Consider the following 18416-nt stretch of genomic DNA (forward strand, 5'->3'; position numbering starts at 1 on the left):
CCGGACTCGCCCTACAGGGCAGACAGGGGTGGGATGCATACCTGTCTCGGAATCGGTCACTTCACGGTGACGGTGTAGGTGCGGTAGGTCGGCCGGCTCGATGCCGGGGCGGCCGTGGAGCCGGGGGGCGGGGGCGGGGAAGCGGTGGCCGAGTCGCCCTTGTCGATGCAGGCGTGCACGGGGCAGTGGATCAGCCGGATCCTGGTGCTTCCCTGGCCGACGGCCTTGAAGTGGAAGAGCTGGCTGCCGCCGCCTGCCCCGTCCGCCTCGCTTCCGGAGTTCTCCTGATCCTCGCCTGTCGCGCGCAGCACACCGGCGGCGGGCTTCGGCGTAGCCACGTACCAGCGCTCGCCGAGGGAGGCGTTGGAGGGCACGGACAGCGTGAACTCCTCTCCGGAGTCGGCCTCGATGGCGGTTTCGTCCGTGTCGTAGGTAGCGGGACCGATGAGACCGCATCCGGTGAGGGCGGTGAGGACGGTGAGCGTGGTGAGTGCCGGTGCGAGTACCCGGTGAAGGGCGGCGTTCGGGAGTTGGTTGCGCATCATGGATCACTTCAGTCGGCGGGCAGGTGGACGGCGTAGGCGTCGGGGATGCGGTTGTCGGAGGCCTTGGAGGCCTTGTCGACGTGGCCGTTGACGAAGTCTTCCTCACTGATCCAGGTGGTGGTGCCCCAGGGGTTGTAGACCTGGAGCATGTTGCCCTCCTGGCCGGTGATCATCATCGCGTGGCCGGAGCGCTCATCGCGCTTGTTGTACCCCTCGACGCCGATCGGCACCGGCTTGCCTTCGGCCACGGACTTCTCGATGTCCGGCCGCACATCCCGCCTGGCGTCGGCGCTCCTGGACTCCTGAAAGTCGTACGCCGCTCCGGTGTGCGGGCTGATCTCCATGCTGTCCGCGGTGGTGGTCACGGGGGGGGGAGGTGGCGCTGGAGCCAGGCCGGGTCCTTGCGCCAAGGTGCGCTTCTTGAACATGGCTGGTCCCATGAAGGCGGAGCGAGCATCACCACATATTTCATGGGGGCTTGTGTATACGACCTCCCCAACGAGTTTCGCCGATACAAGTCGTCCCGGATGCGGGAGCATCGCCCGACGGGGCGGAAGGGTGAACTCGCCGATTCAGAGGCCAGTCACCTTGGAGAGCCCGAGGAAGTGCTCGGGAATCTATGGGTGATGAACCATCTCGACGGTATCGCTGACGGCAGGACGAAGACGGCGCCGTCAGGGCAGCCTCGCGAGGCAGCTGGCAGGAGTACGAATGCGACAGCTGCGCGAGGATGCTGGGTTGCCAGGTGCCGAGGCAGCACACCGCATGGGATGCAGTCGGGCGCCCTGTGATGAGTAGGGAAGAATCGGCAAGGAAGACGGACCTGTTGATGAAACGTCAGGCGCGGCTCAGTGGGAGGATGGCGCGCTGTCTCACAACCGCGCCTTTGATGTGGGCCGTTATCGACGAGCCTGTGCTGCGCAGGCTGCTCGCTGAGGAAATCCGGGCACTGCGAAGAGAATGCATGTGACGGCATGCGTGTTCGTCACGCTTGCCGCCATGTACGGACCGCCGGCGGGGCCACACGCTGCGCGACCCGCGCACCGCCTGGCAGTGAAACCGCTCATCGCCCGCGGCGCCGTCGGCGCGGCCACAAAGCCGCCAGCACTATGGATTGAACGCAAACCCTGAACCAACATCCACCTCAGTGGGACATCATCTGAATGGCCGGTGGCGGCGGGGCGCGTGGTACTCGCCGCTACGGCTGCCCTGCAAGGGGCTCGTTGGGGCCTGTCCCGTCGGTACCGCCGGCAAGAGCGCTCAGTTCGGCGAGGGTGTTGGCCTCGCCAGTGTCGCTGCCCAGGCCGCGGTAGAACGTGAGCGCCTCTCGCAGGCTTGCTCGTGCGGCGGGGTGGTCGCCGGTCAGCCGCAAGGAGATGCCCAGGCGGTACAAGGCATCGGCCTGGCCCCTGCGGTCACCGCAAGCGCGAAGGAGGGCCAGTGCCTCTCGTTGGGTGTCCAAGGCGGCTTGGTGGTCGTCCATTTCACCGTGCACGATGCCGATCCCGTGCAAGGTCTTGGCCGCAAGGAGGGTGTGGTTGAGGCTTTGGTACAGGCCCAACGCCTGGTACTGCGTCGCCAGCCCCATCGCGTAATGCTGTGTCAGGGCGTGGAGTCTGCCCAGCTCGCGCAGGGAGTGGGCCTCGCCGAATGCGTCACCAAGATCGCGGCGGATGCCGATGCACGCCCGCTGGGCCGCCATCGCGGGTCGGTGGTCGCCGCTCCGTCTCAGCGCGAAGCCAAGGTCGTGCAGGGTGCCGGCTTCGCCGAAGCGGTTACCGAGACCGCGGTAGATCGCCAATGCCTGCTGAAGGGTCTCGACCGCTGCGCCATAGTCCTCCCGCCTCGTCTGTAGGACGCCGAGGTACCGCAGGACATGAGCTTCTCCCAGACGATTGCCGAGGTCGCGGTAGATGCTCAGCGCGTGTTGGTGGGACTCCACCGCGGCATCGATATCGCCTTGATGACCTTGCACAGCGCCGAGACCGTGGAGGGCGTTGGCCTGCCCGAGACGGTCGCCGAGGCCGCGGTACAGGGCGAGTGCCCGACTGTGGCTTCGCGATGCATCCGAGATGTCATCGAACTGTCGCTGTACGGTGCCCAGTCCGTTCAGGGCGTCAGCTTGGCCGGTCGCGTCGCCCACCTCTTCGTAGAGGGACAGGGCTTCCCGCTGCCTGGACGCCGCGTCCCGAGCCCGACCATTCAGCATGTCCATGATGCCCAGCTGATAGAGCACGGCGGCCTGGCCGGTACGGTCTCCGTACCTGCGGAAGGTGTCCAGCGCCTTCCGCTGTGTTGTCAGGGCCGCTGGGTAGTCGCCCGCCAAGGAACACAGAATGCCCTGCTGCCGTAGCGCATGGGCCTCGCCAATGTGGTCGCCGCTCTGTCCTGCGGCGGTCGCGGCCAACTGCTGGAGGGCGATGGCTTGGTCCCAGGGGCCCTCTTGGCGCAGGTAGGCGGCCATCGCCTGGACGAGCCCCACCGCGGCGGAGAGGCGCGAGGTGGCCAGGGCGTGGTGCGCGCAAGCGGCCAGATTCGGTTGTTCCGTGCGGATCCAGGCCAGAGCCTGACCACGGTTGACCGGAGCGGGTGGCGTGGCGAGCGGTTGGTCCGATCTGGTGTCGCGGTGCCAGTACCGGTTGAGGTGACGGTCGCAAGCTTCCGTCATGCGCCGGTAGTGATCCATCAACCGGTCGACGGCTTGGTCACGGTCTTCTTGGGGGTCCTCGGCAACGAGGCGGCGAGCGTACGCGCGGATGAGGTCGTGCGCACGGTAGCGCCCCGGCGACGGCTCGTCGAGTAGATGGTCGATGTAGAGAGCGTCGAGGTGTCGACGGGCCTCAGCCAGGGAGATGTTGCCCAGAGCCGCAGCGGCCTGGGCATCGATGTCGGAGCCTGGGTGCAGGCCAAGGCAACGGAAGAACCGCTGCCGATCGGACATCAGGTCGCGGTAGGAGAGATCGAAGGCGCCGGCCACCGCCCGGTCCCCCGCGGTGAACTGCGCGAGCTTGTCCTGGGTGTCGGCGAATTCGGCCACCAACTGGCGTATGGCCCAGGTGGGATGATGATTGATCCGGCCTGCCAGCAGAGTGATCGCCAGCGGCAAGTAGCCGCAGAGTCCGACCAGTTCTGTTATTGCCGCAGTCTCGTTGTCCGCGATTTCACGGTGGATCAGGCGCGCGAACAGCGAGGCAGCCTGGGCGGGCGGCAGTATGTCCAACGCGAGCGGTTGGGCACCCTCAAGAGCCACCAGACGGCTGCGGCTCGTGATGATCACCAGGCATGCGGGGGAGTTCGGCAACAACGGCTCGATCTGTTCCTGGCCGGTGGCATCGTCCAGGACGAGGAGCATTCTTCGGCCGGCCAGCCGGTCACGCCACAGCCCAGCGCGAGCGTCGAGATCATCAGGTATCCCTTGCGGCGGCACCCCTATGCCCGTGAGAAGTGTCGCCAGGGCGGCAGCCGCGGTGACCGGGCGCTGCCCAGGAGTATGGGCGTGCAGACGAATGAACAGCTGGCCGTCGGGAAACTCGGTGGCGAGCAGGTGCGCGGCATGCACGGCGAGAGCGGTCTTCCCGACCCCTGGCATGCCGTCCAGCGTATGGATGGCGATCACCCGTGCCGGACCCGCGGCAGCGGCGGCCGACTCGACCAGCTTCCGCAACTCGTCGTCGCGGCCGGTGAATCCGCCAATATCCCGCGGCAAGGTGTGCAGGGCGGCTACCGGCGTCGGTGCCGCTGTTTCGTAACGGGTGACATGCACGTCACGCGCGGCTTGGTAGACATTGGCGCCGTGCTCGGCCCGCGCTTGCTGCGTCCCCGGTGGAACCGGCCGGGGTGCCCCGGAACTCATTGCTCAGGCGGCCCGGAGAAGCGGACGTCCCGCCCTGCTTGGATGATCCGGCTGTTGCCGGTGCCCTCCGCCTTCTGCACGATCGAACGGATGTGATTCCGTTCGTCCGGGCCCAGTGACGGACTGAGCTCGTTGTCCAGCAGCCACTGCAGCTCATCCATGATGCCCGGGTCCTCGTCCAACAGCTGCTGTAAGCGAAGCTGCCAACTCCCCACCAGAGCAGTAAAGGTGTCCTCGTCCGCGCCTTCGCGGGCCACGAGCAGTTGGGAACGCGCCCTGGTCAGACCCGCGTGGATGTCATCGCCTTCCGTAGGACGGGCTCGCCGCCACAGCGCGACCACAGCTGCCCGAGTCTGATCCCAGCCGTCCTTGGCCATAGCCCCGACCAGTGCCGTACCCGCCGCCAACACGAGTGGATCCATGCGCTACCCCCGCCGCTGGTTTCCGAGCCAACAGAGTAGACCTTTGAGGGTCTCCCGTGCTGTGACGTTCCGTCAATTATCCATCACTGACTTGCTGTCGGTGGTTCTCCGGCCGAATCTTCGTAGTAGGCGACGCTATCCCCCGGGCTCCCTGTCCTGGCCGCCAACCTGGCCAGGACATCCCTGAGCACGGGATGGTTCGTGCGGGCCGTCAAGTCTTGGAGGTCAACGCCGGAGTAGTCACGCAGAGGAAAATCATTGCCGCGCGGACCCACCGTTGCGTCGTGTGAAACCCGATCCGCTTCAGGGAACGTCTGCTGGTCCATCGTCCTACATCCTCTCGCGACACCCGCCTTGGTCACATCTTCGGCGTGTGCAAAGCCGAACGGGGCGGGACGGTCCGCCGGGCGTGAGCGTGTTCGGCCCGGCGATTGGGCGGTACGGAGATGTTCCCCAGCCCATCCTCCTTGGCATGTCAATATCGCCGACGAAGCACGTCGTCCCCCTCGCCGAAGCCTGGGACTCCGGCGCTTCGAAATGGACCGTGCAGCGCCGCGAGAAGTACGCCAACGACCGAGGCGTACGCCGAACTCCTCGCCGCTTGCCCGTACCTACGTCCGCATGACCGGAGCCAACGCCCGCTCCACGGCGGTCCGCGAAGCGGCCGGGACCTTCGGGAACCTCTGGGAGAGTGGCAGTGAGGTGGACGCCAGCCAGATAGTCCGGTGGTTTCGGCCGGTCGCCCGCGCCCGGCATGTCTGCCCCTTGCTGAGCGGGTCCGGGGGATCGGCGTTCTGGCCCGCGAGGCCGAAGGCAACGGCATCTTGGCACCGGCTGCCGCGGCATTGAACAAGGCCGCGTTGCTCGCGAGTGACTGCGACCTGCCCGAGCTGGCCCGCACGCTGTGCCGGCGTCACGCCGAGGTGTACCTGCGCACCCAACCACCGGGTGCGCAGGTCGCCCGGTGCGGCTTGGAACCCCTCGTCAACCTCTCTCGCCTGCTGATCCGGTCGGGCGATGGAGAGGGCGCTTACCTCCTCTTCGACTCGATGTTCCGAGCCGTGAGGTCCCGGTCATGCGCCGTGATCGACGGGCGGACGGTGTCTTTCGAGCACATCACCGGTTCCGCCGACGACCCTCGTGGGCTGCGGCAGTGGCTGTGGACTGTGCTGCTGGCCGATGGCGCCCGAGCCCTGGTCAGCGCCGGCAGGTGGGCGGATGCGCTCGAGCAGCTCCAGAGGCACAAAGGTATCGGCAGGAGGATGCTCGACGGCCGCCAGGTCGCGGTCATCGACCGCGTCACGGCGGGCGACACCGGGGGAGCCATGGAGCTTCTCGCGCATACCGTTCGCGGTGAACCCTGGGAGACTGCGGTGACGGCCTGCCTAACCGTGCTGTGCCGACGGCCGGCCCGCCTGCCGGTCGGCCGGGATCTCGACACCACGGTGGATTGCTACCGGCGACCGGACCGCACTGCGGAGTTGGCCGTCTTCCACGCGCGGTTGGGCTTGTCCGTCATCGATGTCGCCACGGGTGTGGGGCAGGCTGTTGTGCGCCGTGCCGTATCGGACCCCTAGCCCCGCCAGCGATCCGGTTGCGGCCGACCACACTCCACCCCACAAGCCGAGGCCGAGGCCGTCACCACTCTCCACCGGCTTCTGCGCAAGTACTTCGATCTGCGCGTACAGCCTGACGGCCTCGCCGTGATCTTCAAGAACTATCAGTCATGGCTGACCACCCAGACGTGGTACCAGTTCGAAACAGCAGAGACGAACCAGATCAACTGAGATGGCACCCGGCATCCGCTCCTTCGGGACCAGATCGATTGAGATCTACGGCAGACACGCATCTCAATCGATCTGGTCGCCCCAGGACGGAGCCGCCTCCACAGGCCACATCATCTGAGACGGACAACAGGGCTATGATCGAACGTACGAGCGCGCCTGCTGACGGGCTGGATCTGGGGCTGTCAGTGCGATCGTCGAGAAGGAGATCCTCACCAACAAGATCAGGATCCACCGGCCTGGCGAACCGGTCTTCGACCCGGAAACGGGTCAGTACGAACCAGGACCGCCCGTCGACATCTACGAGCCCGGGGCGATGCCGTCGGCCCGCCGTCCGGGAGGGATGCTGTTGGCTAATTCGGGGTCCTGCGTGAAGTCGGCGTTCCGCTTCAAGACTTGGTGTGTGCAGAGCGTGAAGGGTGGGGCGTTTGATTCACCACGCCCCACGCGAGCGTGCAATCTGGCGCATGGCGGGGGTCATTCAAGGGGTTCCCGCTGCAGTGCGCCACGCATTGCGACTCACCACTAGAGAAGAAGGACGCTCATCATCATGAGCAACACCTCCCGCATTGAGACCCGCGAGCTTGCCGATGCCGACCTCGACAGCGTCGCGGGTGGCCTTTCCGTCGGTGGCTCCGTGGAGGGCCTGACCGCCAAGTTCGCCCCGGGCCCCAATGGCGTGCCTGTCCTGACGGGCGGCTCCGTGAAGTCCCTCAGCATCAATGTCTCGGACATCCCCCTGGGCCCGATCACCGGCTGAGATACAGCTTTTGGCACGGTGCTCAGCCACCGGGCCCCGGAACCACCCCGGGCCGTTGTGGGGTAATTCGGGGCCTGTGTGACGTCGGCCTTCAAGACCTGGTTGTGGTCTTGAAGGCCGACGTTGTCGTATGGGGTGGCTGACGATGTCTGGGCGGCCGAAGGGAAGCCTGGCGATCCGGGACCGGGACGAGCTGGGACGGTTGCTCACCGACGAGGAGTTCGCGGACCTGTTCCCGCCGCGGGGCGGGCCGCACCGGGCCACGTCAGCTACTTCGGCCTACTCCGCCCTGCCTCGCAACAATGCGACGGGCCGAAGTAGGGCAGGCAAGGGCAGGGCGCGAATTAACCAACAGCGTCTCGGGGAGGGGGTGGGCCGACGGCCTGGGCAGGGGAACCGGGCGCCGCAATGCCGGGGGAGCCGGGGGTGCGCAAATGACCGTGCGCATTCACCTGGCCCGGACTTATGTGGCCCGGACCTATGTCGCGGAACGGTCTGATCCGCTGTCGGAGGCCCTGCTCAGCCTGCACTCCTACTCCAGCGCCGCGACGACGTAGGGCCGTTCGCCCGCTGGCATCGGCGAATGCCGTCCCGGCCGACTCACGCGCTGCTCACACTCGCGCCGCCGCACGGCTACAGCCCCCAATTGCTCACCCCTGCCGCCTCTGCCCTCGGTCTCGAACAGGGCCTGCAAAGCCTGGCCGCCACCTTTCCGGTCAACACCAAGCTCAGCTCCACAGGGGCAGGCGCGGAGAACCACGACAGACCTGCGGGTATCCGCTGGGGCCCCGCTCGCCCTGATCATCGCGGCCGAACTCGCGCTCGCCGTCACGGGCACCCTCTGCATCCCCGGTGCCGCGGCCGAGATGGCCGTCTCCGCGCCGTCCGAGCTCACTGCCACGGGCCAGGGGGCACTCAACGGAATGCGGCAGGCGGGCTCGGCGCTCGGCAACGCAGTGCTCGGCACCCTCGGCACGCTGCCGGGGGCGGGAGGCGTGCTCATCGTCATCGGGCTGGTCGCGGTTGTGCTCATCTCCCGTGCCAGGGCCCGCAGTTGACACGGGGCAGCCCGAAGCAGCACACAGTACAGCGGCGGGACATCACAGCTTCCCGTTTCGCGGACGACGGCTATGTCTGCTGCCCGGGCGGCGGTCCGTCGACTCCCGGGTCCAGGTAGGCGGGCCCGGGCATGCCTTTACGGCGCATGGCGATCCCGGTCAGCGCCTCGAAGATGGCCCGGCGGGCGTTCATTGTCGTGGTGTAACCGGGATCGAGGTGGGGCGCGACCTCGACGACGTCCATGCCGATGACTGGCGTCTCGTGACAGATCCGGCGAATAGCCGGCAGCAGTTCGCGGTTGGTCAGGCCGGGCGGCTCCGGTGTGCCGGTGCCGGGCGCGAAGGCCGGGTCCAGCACGTCGATGTCCAGTGACAGGAACAGATATTCCGGCCCGTCCAGCGCCTCGTCGATGGCCTGCTGAAGGACGACATCGAATCCGCGTCGGTCGATCTCGGCCATGAAATGCGCGCGCAATCCGTGCTCGCGCATCCAGTCGAACAGTTCGTCGTCGGGCGCGATCGCGCTGCGCAGACCGATCTGGATGAAGTTGCGTCCGGGGACGTGCTCGTCCTCGATCAACCGGCGGATCGGTGTGGCGTGCGAGGCGAGATGGCCGAACAGGTCGTGGGAGCAGTCCGGATGCGCATCGAAGTGGATCACCCCGACCTTGCCGGCCCCATACACATCGGCGACAGCCGCGGCGTCCGGCCACAGGATCGAGTGGTCCCCGCCGAGCACGATCGGGATGGCGCCCGTTCCTGCGATCTCGCGGACCAGAGCGCGGATCGGTTCCATGGAGTTGTCGATGCTGAACGGGTCCACGGCGGCATCGCCGTAGTCGACCACCGTCAGCTCCTCGAACGGTTTGATGCGGGTGCTGGGATTGACCAGCATCTGCGGGGTGTTGGGCAGGATCCGCTCGTCGGCCCGGATCGCACGCGGTCCGTAGGCCGCCCCTCGATGCCCGGTGGACATGTCCACCGGCGCTCCGACGACTGCCACATCCACGTGGCCGGCACGAAGGTCGTCCGGGTTGAGGCACAGCGGCAGCCCGAAGAACGTGGCGATCCCGGCGTAGGCCGGTACGAACGCGTAGCGCTGCAGGTTGATCGGCCCCGGCTCGCGCCTCGGGTCGGACGTACGGTCGATTTCCCATTTCCAGGCATCCGGGGGTACACCTTCCACAGTCAACTCCTCTCGCCCCACCCGTACAGTCGCCTGGTGCCGATGGTGCCGGCCGGCCACACTGCGATCACTCAAACCGACCTACGGTGATTGCAGCGGACACCCCGGCGCGACAGGCCGCAACAGTCAGTCATTCGGGCCGGTGACCAGGAGGCCCGGCGGCCCCGCAGGGCCCCGTTCCCAGGCCGACGCACGAGCGAGTGACATCAAAACTCACCGGCATTGATCATGAAGGCCACTGCGAAACGACTCCCGAAGTCACCTCGAAACGACTCCCGCAGAAACTGCCCCAGCCAGAGGCCGCTTACCGCGGTCCCGGGGAGAGGGGTAAGTGGGGTGCCCGAGCAGGTCGACAGCGGCCGCGAAGATGACGGCACCTGCTTCTTCACCTTCTTCACCGAACGCAGCGTGGGGGAGTCTTCGTTGCACGAGATGGCCGTTGCCGACTACCGGCAACCAGGGCACGTCAGCCACGGCACTATCGAGGCGCCACCCGCATCTCCGGCCGGCTGCTGGCAGCCCAGGCACGCTATGCCCGCCCGCCGGCGCAGCGGCGCGGCAGTGCTGGTTCGAGTGGGCCGCCTTCGCCGCCGAGGTCTACATCGAGAACCCGGACCGGACACCGAGGGCACCCGCGCTCTCGTGGACGCCGCGCTTGAGCGGCTGCGCACGGTGGCGATGTGCGAGAGCCACCTCGACTACGGGTTGCCCAATGCCTTTCCGGGTGGGGTGATTGACCGGCAGCGCCACGCGCTCGCCCCAACGCCACATTTTCGACTTCACCATCGGCCCAGCCACGCGCTCAGCTAGGCAGCGTGACCAGCCCCATCTCATAGGCGGTGATCACCAGCTGAACCCGATCCCGGGCGCCCAGTTTGATGAACAGCCGTGACACGTGCGACTTGGCGGTGGCCACCGTGATGAAGAGATCCTTCGCGATCTCGGTGTTCGACCGGCCGCGTCCGACCAGGGTCAGCACTTCCCGTTCCCGCTCGGTGAGGTTCTCGACCGGCCGTGGGGAGCGCTCCGGGGCAGCCGCGGGGCGCCTGACAAAGTCCGCGATCAGACGGCGCGTCACACCTGGCGCGATCAGTGCGTCTCCGGCGGCGACCACGCGGATCGCCGCGAGGATGTCGTCCAGCGCCATGTCCTTGACCACAAAGCCGCTCGCGCCGGCCCGGAGCGCGCCGTAGACGTGGTCGTCCTCGTCGAAGGTGGTCAGGACGAGGACGCGGGTCGTTGCCGGGCCAGCGGTGATCAGGCGGGTGGCCTCGATCCCGTCCATACCGGGCATCCGGACATCCATCACCACGACGTCGGGACTGAGATCCTTGACCAGTTGGACTGCCTCGGCGCCGGTGGCGGCCTCACCGACGACCACCAGGTCGGGGTGATCGGTCATGATCACGCGTAGACCGGACCGCACCAACGGCTGGTCGTCGGCGAGCACGACCCGGACGGTCATCGGGCCTCCACCGGAACTCCGACGGGTTCGGGCAGCGGCAGCCGCGCCGCCACCCGGAAGCCGCCCTCGGGACGCGGCCCGGCGCTGAGGTGACCGTGCAGCAGGCCGACCCGCTCCCGCATGCCCACGATGCCGAAGCCGTGGGCCGAGCCGTTCTCAGTGGCGCCGCGCCCGTCGTCGACGACCTCCACGGACAGCTCCTCGTCCCCGTAGTCGATGGCCACCCGGCAACGCCCGGTGCCCGCGTGGCGGACCACGTTGGTCAGCGCCTCCTGCACGATACGGTAGACAGACAGGTCGATGTCGGCCGGCAAAGAACGCTGCTCCCCACTGCGGCGCACGTCGACCCGTACCCCCGCGTCCGCAGTCGCCGCCGCCAGCCGTTCGATGTCCGCCAGACCCGGCGAGGGCGCGAGAGGTGCCTGCTCCGAGGCCGCCGCGCCCAGGTCGGCCTGACGAAGCGCCACCAGCGTGCGCCGAAGGCCCGACAGAGTCTCCCTGCTGGTGGCCTCGATGGCTCGCAGTGCCTCGCGGGCTTCCGCGGGCTGCGTCTGGATGACCCGGCTGCCCACCCCTGCCTGAATGGCAATGATGCCGATACTGTGCGCGACCATGTCGTGCAGCTCCCGTGCGATCCTCAGTCGTTCGGCGGTCACGGCCTCGGCCACCTCCTGCGAACGCAGCGCCACCGCGTGCTCGCGGCGCTCGCGACTCAGCAGACCGACCATGCAGGACGCGGCCATCGCCAAGAGGGCGATCGCGCCGTTGACGGTCAGGTTGTCCCCGTGCAAGAAGCCGCCGATAACCAAGAGCTGAACGGTGAAGGATACGGCCACGGCGACGATCGAAGCTCGCCGCGTGCAGGTGGCGACAATGAAGCCCAGGACGAGGTCCACCGCCAGATACGACAGAAACTGGCCCTGATACGACACCGCCAGGTCCGCATGGACGGAGCCGGGAGCGCCCACCACCACGGCAGTGGCCCCGAAGAGCGTCATGGCCAGAGCCAGCAGCGGCATCCGTCGCAGCACCCCGACGAGCAGGCTCACAGCCAGCAGTGACCCGACCGCATGGACCGTGCCCGAAGCCCGCGTCGCGCCCCCCACCAGCAGAGCCGGCATGAAGAGGTACAGGACACCTCCCACCCAGGCCATGACCTTCGTTCTCGTCATCGGCGGTGTGCCCTTCCGAGAGGGAGGTTGCGAGGCGAAACGCGCGCAGGCAACGGCGTGTTCGGTATGGCGTCCATGCCGCGAGACTAACCAGCCGCTGCCCGCGCGGCATCGGCCCGCGGACGTACGCCCGTGGGCTAACCCGGCCATGCGATTGCCGCCCACGGCCCCATGACCGGACGGAGACCCTCGCGGCAGTGTTACCTCTGTGATCGAAGTCGACCAACTCACCAAGCGCTACGGCAACAAGACCGCCGTCGACCATCTGTCCTTCACCGTGCGGCCGGGCCAGGTCACCGGATTCCTCGGCCCCAACGGAGCCGGCAAGACCACCACCCTGCGGATGATCCTCGGCCTGGACGCGCCCACCGGCGGCGCCACCACCGTCAGCGGCGTCCCCTTCCGCGGCCACCCGCGCGGGCTGCGGCACGTCGGCGCCCTCCTCGACGCCAACCAGGTCCACGGCGGACGCAGTGCCGCGGCCCACCTGTCCGCCCTGGCCCGCAGCAACGGCATCCCGCTGCACCGGGTGGATGAGGTGCTGCGGGAGGTGGGGCTGGCCGACGCGGCGACCCGCCGCATCGGCGGGTTCTCGCTCGGCATGAAACAGCGGCTCGGGATCGCCACCTCCCTGCTCGGCGACCCGCCCGTGCTGATGTTCGACGAGCCGGTCAATGGCATGGACCCGGAGGGCGTGCTCTGGGTGCGCCGCCTCTTCCGGCGCCTGGCCGCCGAAGGTCGCACGGTTTTCCTCTCCAGCCATCTGATGTCGGAGATGGAGAGCACCGCCGATCAGCTCGTCGTCATCGGCCGGGGCCGGCTCATCGCCGCCGAATCGGTACCGGACTTCGCGGCCCGGAGCACCCGCCTCAGCGTCGTGGTGGGCACACCGCAGGCCGCCGAGCTGGCAGCGGTGCTGACCGCCGCCGGCGCGTCGGTCGAGGCGGAGGGCTCGGCGGGCGCCGAGAAGCTCGCCGTGACGGGGCTGCCCGCGGACCGGATCGGAGCGCTCGCCTTCGAGAACCGGATCACGCTGCACGAGCTGACCACCCGAACCGCCTCACTGGAGGAGGCCTTCATGGAACTCACCGCCGACAGCGTCGAATACCTGGCAGGACAGCCCCGATGACCACACTCGCCTCCGTTGCCCCGACCACCTCAGCCGCGCCCGTCGCCGAGCCGCCCGCCCGCTTCCGCGACCTGCTCGCCTCCGAGTGGATCAAGGTGCGGTCGCTGCGCTCCACGCCGTGGACGATCGCACTCACCACCCTGTTCGTCATCGGGTCCTCCGCCGTGGCGGCGCTGGCGGACTACAAGCACATCGCCAAAGCCGGCACGGCCACGCGGCAGCCCCACGATTTCCTGCCCTTCGACGCCTATCCGCCGGCCGGCTACATGACGCTGATGCTCGTCGCCTGCAGCATCGGCGCCATCACCGTCGTGAGCGAGTACAGCAGCGGCCTGATCCGCACCACCATGGTGGCCGTCCCTGCCCGCGGTGCGGTGGTGCTGGCCAAGGCGGTCGTGACCGCCGCGCTTTGGACCGCGGTCGGAACGGCCATCTCCACCGGTTCCTTCCTGGTCTCCCAGGCCATCCTGAACGGACAGCACGCCGGGGTCCCCTTCACCCACCCCGGGGTGCTCCGGGCGCTGGTGGCATCCGCGCTGCTGGCCCCGGTCTGCGCACTGGTCGGCCTGGGCCTCGGCGTCTGGATCCGGCACAGCGCCGCGACCATGGTCACCAGCGTCTTCACACTGCTGATGCTGCCCACGCTCTTCTCGCAGAGCGAGCGCTGGTCCGCCGACATCAACCACACGATGGTAGTGGCCGCCTGGAAGCGCCTGGTCCAGAACTGGGGGCCGTCGCCCGAAGCCCACATGTTCACCGCCACGGTCCCCGGCTCATGGATCGTGTACGCGCTCTGGCCGCTGATCGCAGTCACACTCGCAGTGGTCGCCGTGAGGCACCGCGATGTGTGAACGTGCCTCCGGGGCACGCTTTCCTCGCCGACACGGTGTGGATGGTCGACGTGGGAAGCGGCGACGAGAAGCTCTACATCAACACCCACAACGGCACGGCCTGGAGCAAGGGTCCCTCGCCAACCTGCCATGGCAGACGGACGAAAGCGTCGCGCCGGCCCCCACAAAGACGAACTCTGGATGATGGCCGTCGGCCACAACGGGGCAATGCCCGCCCGCCACCCACACGGGATTTGTCGTCAACTTCCACATCTTCGATCCCCAGGCCACCAACGAAACCTGGAGGAGCAACGACGCCCCCGCACTGACCACCCACAACGACCTCCTGTGGATGTTCGTGCGCGCAAGCGACGGCACCTGCGCGCCGCGACCCGCAACGGCGGTCCGGGCCATGGTCTTGGCCTGCGGTCCGGGTTTGAGCAGCGGTGCCGCCTGGCGGGGTGATTGGCTACGCCGTATGGATCTCACGCGAGCGTTCCCCGGATGCACGTATGTACAGCCGAGCTGTTTCGGCCGGGATGCCGGCCGGCGTCCCCGTCCGACCGGGGGTAGGGCATGAGTGTCCGTCGTGCGCCGTCGGAGTCCGGCCGTGTCCCGACACCAGAGGCGGTGCCCCCTTTCGACCCTGAACTGAGCGTCGTGCTGGCGGCCATGGGCAAGGAGTCGAGGGAGTCGGTTACCCCGGAGAATCTTGGGGCTTGGCAAGAGCGGGATGCCGCGACCCGGCCCAGGCCGACGGCCGAGGACCTTCGCGCCGACGGCCGTTTCGAGGTGACGGAGCTTTGTGTGCCGGGACCGCCGGACGGACCGGACGTCACGCTCGTGAGCGCGCGGCCCTCCGGGCTCGTCGGGCCGCTGCCGCTGCTGTACTACATGCACGGAGGCGCAATGATCACGGGCAACGCATGGTCCGTGCTTCCGCGGATTCTCCGTGAGTGGGCCCTCCCGCTGGAATTGGCTGTCATCTCGGTCGAGTACAGGTTGGCACCGAGGGCTCAGTACCCGGGACCGCTGGAGGACTGCTACGCCGGACTCGTCTGGGCGGCCAGGCACGCGGCCGAACTGGACATCGACGCGGACCGCATCATCATCGGAGGGAAGAGCGCCGGCGGCGGGCTCGCCGCGGCCCTCGCCCTGCTGACCCGTGACCGCGGCGGTCCCGGGCCACTGGGGCAACTGCTGCTGTGCCCGATGCTCGACGACCGCGACAGCACCTTCTCCAGCCATCAGATGACGGGCCTCGGCATGTGGGACCTCACCTCCAACGCGACCGCGTGGAAGGCACTGCTGGGTGACCGCTACGGCGGTGCGGACCTGCCGCCCTACGCGGCCCCCGCCCGCGCCACGGCCCTTTCCGGACTCCCCCCGGCCTATATCGAGGTCGGGTCGGCCGAGATGTTCCGGGACGAGGACGTGGCCTACGCGAACGCGATCTGGCAGGCCGGCGGCCAGGCCGAACTGCATGTATGGCCCGGTGCCTACCACGGCTTCGACAGTTTGGCACCGCGGGCAGCCCTCAGCCAGGACGCACGCAACGCCCGTACTCGCTGGCTCCGACGCCTCCTCGCGCAGTCCGGTACGAGGAGCCGACCTGCCTGATGAGCGTGTTGTGGCAGCCGAGCTGATCACGTCGGATCGCCGCGTACAGCTCGACCTTCAACATCCACGGCGTGACCAGCTCCTTTCACCAGGGCATGCCGATACCACCCTCTGGCAAGAACCGCGATGCCTTCAATACTGGGGTTCTGGCTCAATTTCTGTGAGGCAGTCACGTGATGTGATGGGCGGCTTCGCGGCTATCGGTGAATCACGGGCGCCCAGTGAGGGCAGAGTCGACATTGGGTGAGCGGGGTTGGGGACAGAGCTCAGATGTGTGAGCAGATCCGGCGTGCTTGGGCCAGGTCTTCCTTCACCTTTGCGCTGAACTCAGCGTCCGCGACATAGCGTCCCTTTGAACTACGGAGGGCATCGGCGAGTGGCTTGTATGCCGCATCGCGGGCTGCCGCCGACTCGGACAGGGCGAACGCCGCGCTCCAGCGGTTGAGGGCTATCTCGCTGGTCGGTCTCTCGCCGGCTTCATAATCCGACTCGTGGAAACGATCGAGGGCGCCGCATGCCGCCCGCGCGTCGACGGCTGAGCCTGCTCCACCATCGTCTCCGTTAAGGGCCCAGACCGCGCCGACGCCCCCACCGCCGATCACCAGCCCGATCGCCAGCGCCACTGCCAGGGACCTCGTGCGGCGGCGCGGTACGGACGTTGGAGGTAGGGACGGGCCTGGGGGAACCGGCTGCGAGGGCGGATTCGGCTGCATACAACACAGGTTAGTGGGAGCCAGGCAGTTCAAGGCTGAGACCGCAAGCGCCAGAAGATCGGCCACCCCCAATGCGACGTCTTCCGCAAACATGCCAACTGCCGTGCCACTCAGTGACTGACCCACAGAAGTTGAGCAAGAAGTTGAGCGGTTCTGGATCAATTTCTGTTGTCGACCACGCTTCGTGCACGCTTCACGCCAAGAGGACCCGTTTCCGGAGGCGTGAGAAGTCAGCTCTGCCGTGCATTTGACGCTTGATCATTTTGATCCGGCTGACATGGCCTTCGACGATTCCCAAGTTCCAGGGCAGGGTGTGGCCCGCGATGACAGCGTCGAGATCACGTTCAAGGCCGTTGACGAAGGTGTGCATGCTGGGCAAATCGTCGGCGCGGTCCGCCGCGATCCATTCAGACCCATGAAGCTGACTCCATCTCACCTGACCTGGGAGCTCTATGCATTCCGCGCGCCCGGCAGTTCGGGGGCGTGAGATGGATTCGGTGAGCGGGCCAGTTCAGAGGTGCCGCCGTCTGTCGGCGCCCGGCAGAAGTCATGTCGGCGAAAGGCGGAGGCGGTGTGCGAGTGATCACGACGGAAAACCGCCAGCCTTGCCCGGGTAGGCGTGTCTAGGCTCCCGGCCATGACTTCGCAGCAGAGCCGTGAGATCGTCCAGCGTGCATGGCAGGCGTTCGCAACCCGTGACGCGGAGCGGATTTCGGCATTCTTCGACGAGGACGCGCAATGGCTGGCCCCGGCGGGGAACGCGACAGCGGTCGCACTCGACGTGACCGACCACATGGTCGGCAGGGAAGGGATCGTGCGCTTCCTGACCATCGACTTCCCCCGGCTCTTCGCCGAGGACGTCGCGGTCACCTTCCGGGGCTTCCACGCCGATGGCGACGTCGTCGTCGTGGAAGAGACCATGGAGGCGACGCTGTCCAACGGGAACAGCTACACCAACGACTACTGCTTCGTCTTCGAGCTTCACAACGGGCTGATTTACCGGGTGCGTGAGTACATGGATGCGGCCCGTGGCGCTCGCATGGTCTTCGCCGAGCAGGGCGGCGACCCGACCTGAGCCATCAAGCTGATGTCGTCCTCGGGACAAGCGAGATCCGCTGGCCGAGGGCGGCAGCATCACGGCTCGTCGGATGTGCACCGCGCCGGCGCTGCCCCGGCGCACGATCTGCGACCCGGTGAGGCTCTGGCTCGCCATCCGTGGAGCCCGCGCTCTGGGTGACGAATACCGTGGTGAAGCGCGTGCAGTCCGGATAAGCCACCGCGGGGCCCGCTTCGCCTTGGAGCCGATATGGCCCGCTGCATCCCCTCTTCCGCCTTGGGTCAAGCTGCGGTTACGTCGAGTCGCATGCGGATGTAGCTGGAGTGACCTGGCCCTGGCCGTCGATGCCCGTCCGGTTTCCACCCGTACCTGGTGTAGAAGGCCTGTGCGCTGTGGTTCTGCTCCCACGCCTCGACTTGGCCCGTAGGCAGTTGACCTTCGCGCAGGAACTGTACGAAAGCGGCGTGCAGTTGGCCGCCGACTCCCTGGCCCCAGTGGCTCGGCAGGACGTGGATCTGGTAGAGCTCGCCCACAGTTGCCGCATCCGCGCCGTGGCGCAGAGGCGGGCCCATTGCCACGGCGCCCACGACCTTGTCTGCCTGTAGAGCACACAGCACCGTTTTTTCACCCGACTCAATGGCACGTGCCCACGCTTCCCGCCGATGTACCAGCCCGCCCGGATCGTCAATTTCCGCCTGGAGCAGCCTGCCGGCTCGGTAGTAAGCGGTGCGGGCCTGGCTATGCACGTCGACGATCGCGTCCAGGTCGCTTAAGCCTGCGGGCTGTATCGAGATGTTCGCCATGCCCATGGTGACGCGATCA

At 67.5% G+C, this 18416-nt stretch carries 20 protein-coding genes and 1 pseudogene; 11 read left to right on the forward strand and 10 right to left on the reverse strand.

What is annotated here, in order from left to right; genetic code table 11:
- Positions 1–56: 56 nt before the first annotated feature.
- The 5 genes from KI385_RS41710 to KI385_RS44800 all read right to left on the reverse strand — a co-directional run bounded on the left by KI385_RS41710 (position 57) and on the right by KI385_RS44800 (position 5146).
- Positions 57–545, reverse strand: a complete 489-nt coding sequence (locus KI385_RS41710) for a protease inhibitor I42 family protein (protein ID WP_238577209.1) — start codon at positions 543–545, stop codon at positions 57–59.
- Between the two features lie 8 nt (positions 546–553).
- Positions 554–910: a calpain family cysteine peptidase gene (locus tag KI385_RS41715; RefSeq protein WP_238577210.1), complete on the reverse strand. Its 357-nt coding sequence runs from the start codon at positions 908–910 to the stop codon at positions 554–556.
- An 833-nt stretch (positions 911–1743) separates the two neighbouring features.
- Positions 1744–4308 (reverse strand): ATP-binding protein, encoded by a 2565-nt coding sequence (locus KI385_RS41720; RefSeq protein WP_238577211.1) that lies wholly within the window; start codon positions 4306–4308, stop codon positions 1744–1746.
- An 86-nt stretch (positions 4309–4394) separates the two neighbouring features.
- Positions 4395–4820, reverse strand: a complete 426-nt coding sequence (locus KI385_RS41725) for a hypothetical protein (protein WP_238577212.1) — start codon at positions 4818–4820, stop codon at positions 4395–4397.
- 83 nt (positions 4821–4903) lie between these two features.
- Complete coding sequence (locus tag KI385_RS44800) at positions 4904–5146, reverse strand: YxD-tail cyclophane-containing RiPP peptide (RefSeq protein WP_425357038.1); 243 nt, start codon at positions 5144–5146, stop codon at positions 4904–4906.
- A 167-nt stretch (positions 5147–5313) separates the two neighbouring features.
- Here KI385_RS44800 and KI385_RS41730 point away from each other — a divergent pair.
- From KI385_RS41730 to KI385_RS41745, 5 genes and pseudogenes are all read left to right on the forward strand, one after another.
- Positions 5314–5400: pseudogene (locus tag KI385_RS41730) on the forward strand (HNH endonuclease); the annotation flags it as partial.
- A 145-nt stretch (positions 5401–5545) separates the two neighbouring features.
- Positions 5546–6397 (forward strand): hypothetical protein, encoded by an 852-nt coding sequence (locus KI385_RS41735; RefSeq protein ID WP_238577213.1) that lies wholly within the window; start codon positions 5546–5548, stop codon positions 6395–6397.
- A gap of 757 nt (positions 6398–7154) precedes the next feature.
- On the forward strand, positions 7155–7364 hold the full coding sequence (locus KI385_RS41740; RefSeq protein WP_238577214.1) for a hypothetical protein: 210 nt from the start codon (positions 7155–7157) through the stop codon (positions 7362–7364).
- 434 nt (positions 7365–7798) lie between these two features.
- Entirely contained in the window at positions 7799–7921 is a 123-nt protein-coding gene (locus KI385_RS44090) for a hypothetical protein (RefSeq protein ID WP_281066959.1), read from the forward strand.
- Positions 7922–8230: 309 nt separating this feature from the next.
- On the forward strand, positions 8231–8422 hold the full coding sequence (locus tag KI385_RS41745; RefSeq protein WP_238577215.1) for a hypothetical protein: 192 nt from the start codon (positions 8231–8233) through the stop codon (positions 8420–8422).
- A 70-nt stretch (positions 8423–8492) separates the two neighbouring features.
- Here KI385_RS41745 and KI385_RS41750 read toward each other — a convergent pair whose 3' ends face one another.
- Entirely contained in the window at positions 8493–9608 is a 1116-nt protein-coding gene (locus KI385_RS41750) for an agmatinase family protein (RefSeq protein ID WP_238577216.1), read from the reverse strand.
- A gap of 336 nt (positions 9609–9944) precedes the next feature.
- Between KI385_RS41750 and KI385_RS41755 the strand changes: the two genes are divergently transcribed.
- Entirely contained in the window at positions 9945–10418 is a 474-nt protein-coding gene (locus KI385_RS41755) for a hypothetical protein (protein ID WP_238577217.1), read from the forward strand.
- Here KI385_RS41755 and KI385_RS41760 read toward each other — a convergent pair.
- On the reverse strand, positions 10411–11073 hold the full coding sequence (locus KI385_RS41760; RefSeq protein ID WP_238577218.1) for a response regulator: 663 nt from the start codon (positions 11071–11073) through the stop codon (positions 10411–10413). The genes KI385_RS41755 and KI385_RS41760 overlap by 8 nt on opposite strands.
- The gene (locus KI385_RS41765; protein WP_238577219.1) at positions 11070–12194 is read right to left on the reverse strand and encodes a sensor histidine kinase; all 1125 of its coding nucleotides are present in this window, start codon (positions 12192–12194) and stop codon (positions 11070–11072) included. The genes KI385_RS41760 and KI385_RS41765 overlap by 4 nt, the downstream gene beginning before the upstream one ends.
- 259 nt (positions 12195–12453) lie before the next feature.
- On the opposite strand from KI385_RS41765, the gene KI385_RS41770 reads away from it, so the two are divergent.
- The 3 genes from KI385_RS41770 (at position 12454) to KI385_RS41780 (ending at position 15824) form a co-directional block, all read left to right on the forward strand.
- Positions 12454–13374 carry an ATP-binding cassette domain-containing protein gene (locus KI385_RS41770; protein WP_238577220.1) on the forward strand — a complete coding sequence of 307 codons (921 nt, stop codon included), beginning with the start codon at positions 12454–12456 and terminating at the stop codon, positions 13372–13374.
- Positions 13371–14225 carry an ABC transporter permease gene (locus KI385_RS41775; RefSeq protein ID WP_238577221.1) on the forward strand — a complete coding sequence of 285 codons (855 nt, stop codon included), beginning with the start codon at positions 13371–13373 and terminating at the stop codon, positions 14223–14225. Before KI385_RS41770 ends, KI385_RS41775 begins: the two co-directional genes overlap by 4 nt.
- A gap of 555 nt (positions 14226–14780) precedes the next feature.
- Entirely contained in the window at positions 14781–15824 is a 1044-nt protein-coding gene (locus KI385_RS41780) for an alpha/beta hydrolase (RefSeq protein WP_425357039.1), read from the forward strand.
- 266 nt (positions 15825–16090) lie between these two features.
- Here KI385_RS41780 and KI385_RS41785 read toward each other — a convergent pair whose 3' ends face one another.
- Positions 16091–16447 (reverse strand): hypothetical protein, encoded by a 357-nt coding sequence (locus KI385_RS41785; RefSeq protein ID WP_238577223.1) that lies wholly within the window; start codon positions 16445–16447, stop codon positions 16091–16093.
- 331 nt (positions 16448–16778) lie between these two features.
- Here KI385_RS41785 and KI385_RS44805 point away from each other — a divergent pair, with 331 nt between their 5' ends.
- Both KI385_RS44805 and KI385_RS41795 read left to right on the forward strand, forming a co-directional pair.
- Entirely contained in the window at positions 16779–17024 is a 246-nt protein-coding gene (locus KI385_RS44805) for a hypothetical protein (RefSeq protein ID WP_425357040.1), read from the forward strand.
- Positions 17025–17174: 150 nt separating this feature from the next.
- Positions 17175–17612, forward strand: coding sequence for a nuclear transport factor 2 family protein (locus KI385_RS41795; RefSeq protein ID WP_238577224.1), 438 nt, complete (start codon positions 17175–17177; stop codon positions 17610–17612).
- Between the two features lie 263 nt (positions 17613–17875).
- On the opposite strand, the gene KI385_RS41800 is transcribed toward KI385_RS41795, so the two are convergent.
- Positions 17876–18403, reverse strand: coding sequence for a GNAT family N-acetyltransferase (locus tag KI385_RS41800; protein WP_238577225.1), 528 nt, complete (start codon positions 18401–18403; stop codon positions 17876–17878).
- Positions 18404–18416 lie beyond the last annotated feature (13 nt).

Origin of the sequence: Streptomyces inhibens (assembly GCF_022221585.1) — a bacterium.
In the GTDB taxonomy this organism is placed as follows: Bacteria; Actinomycetota; Actinomycetes; order Streptomycetales; family Streptomycetaceae; genus Streptomyces; species Streptomyces inhibens.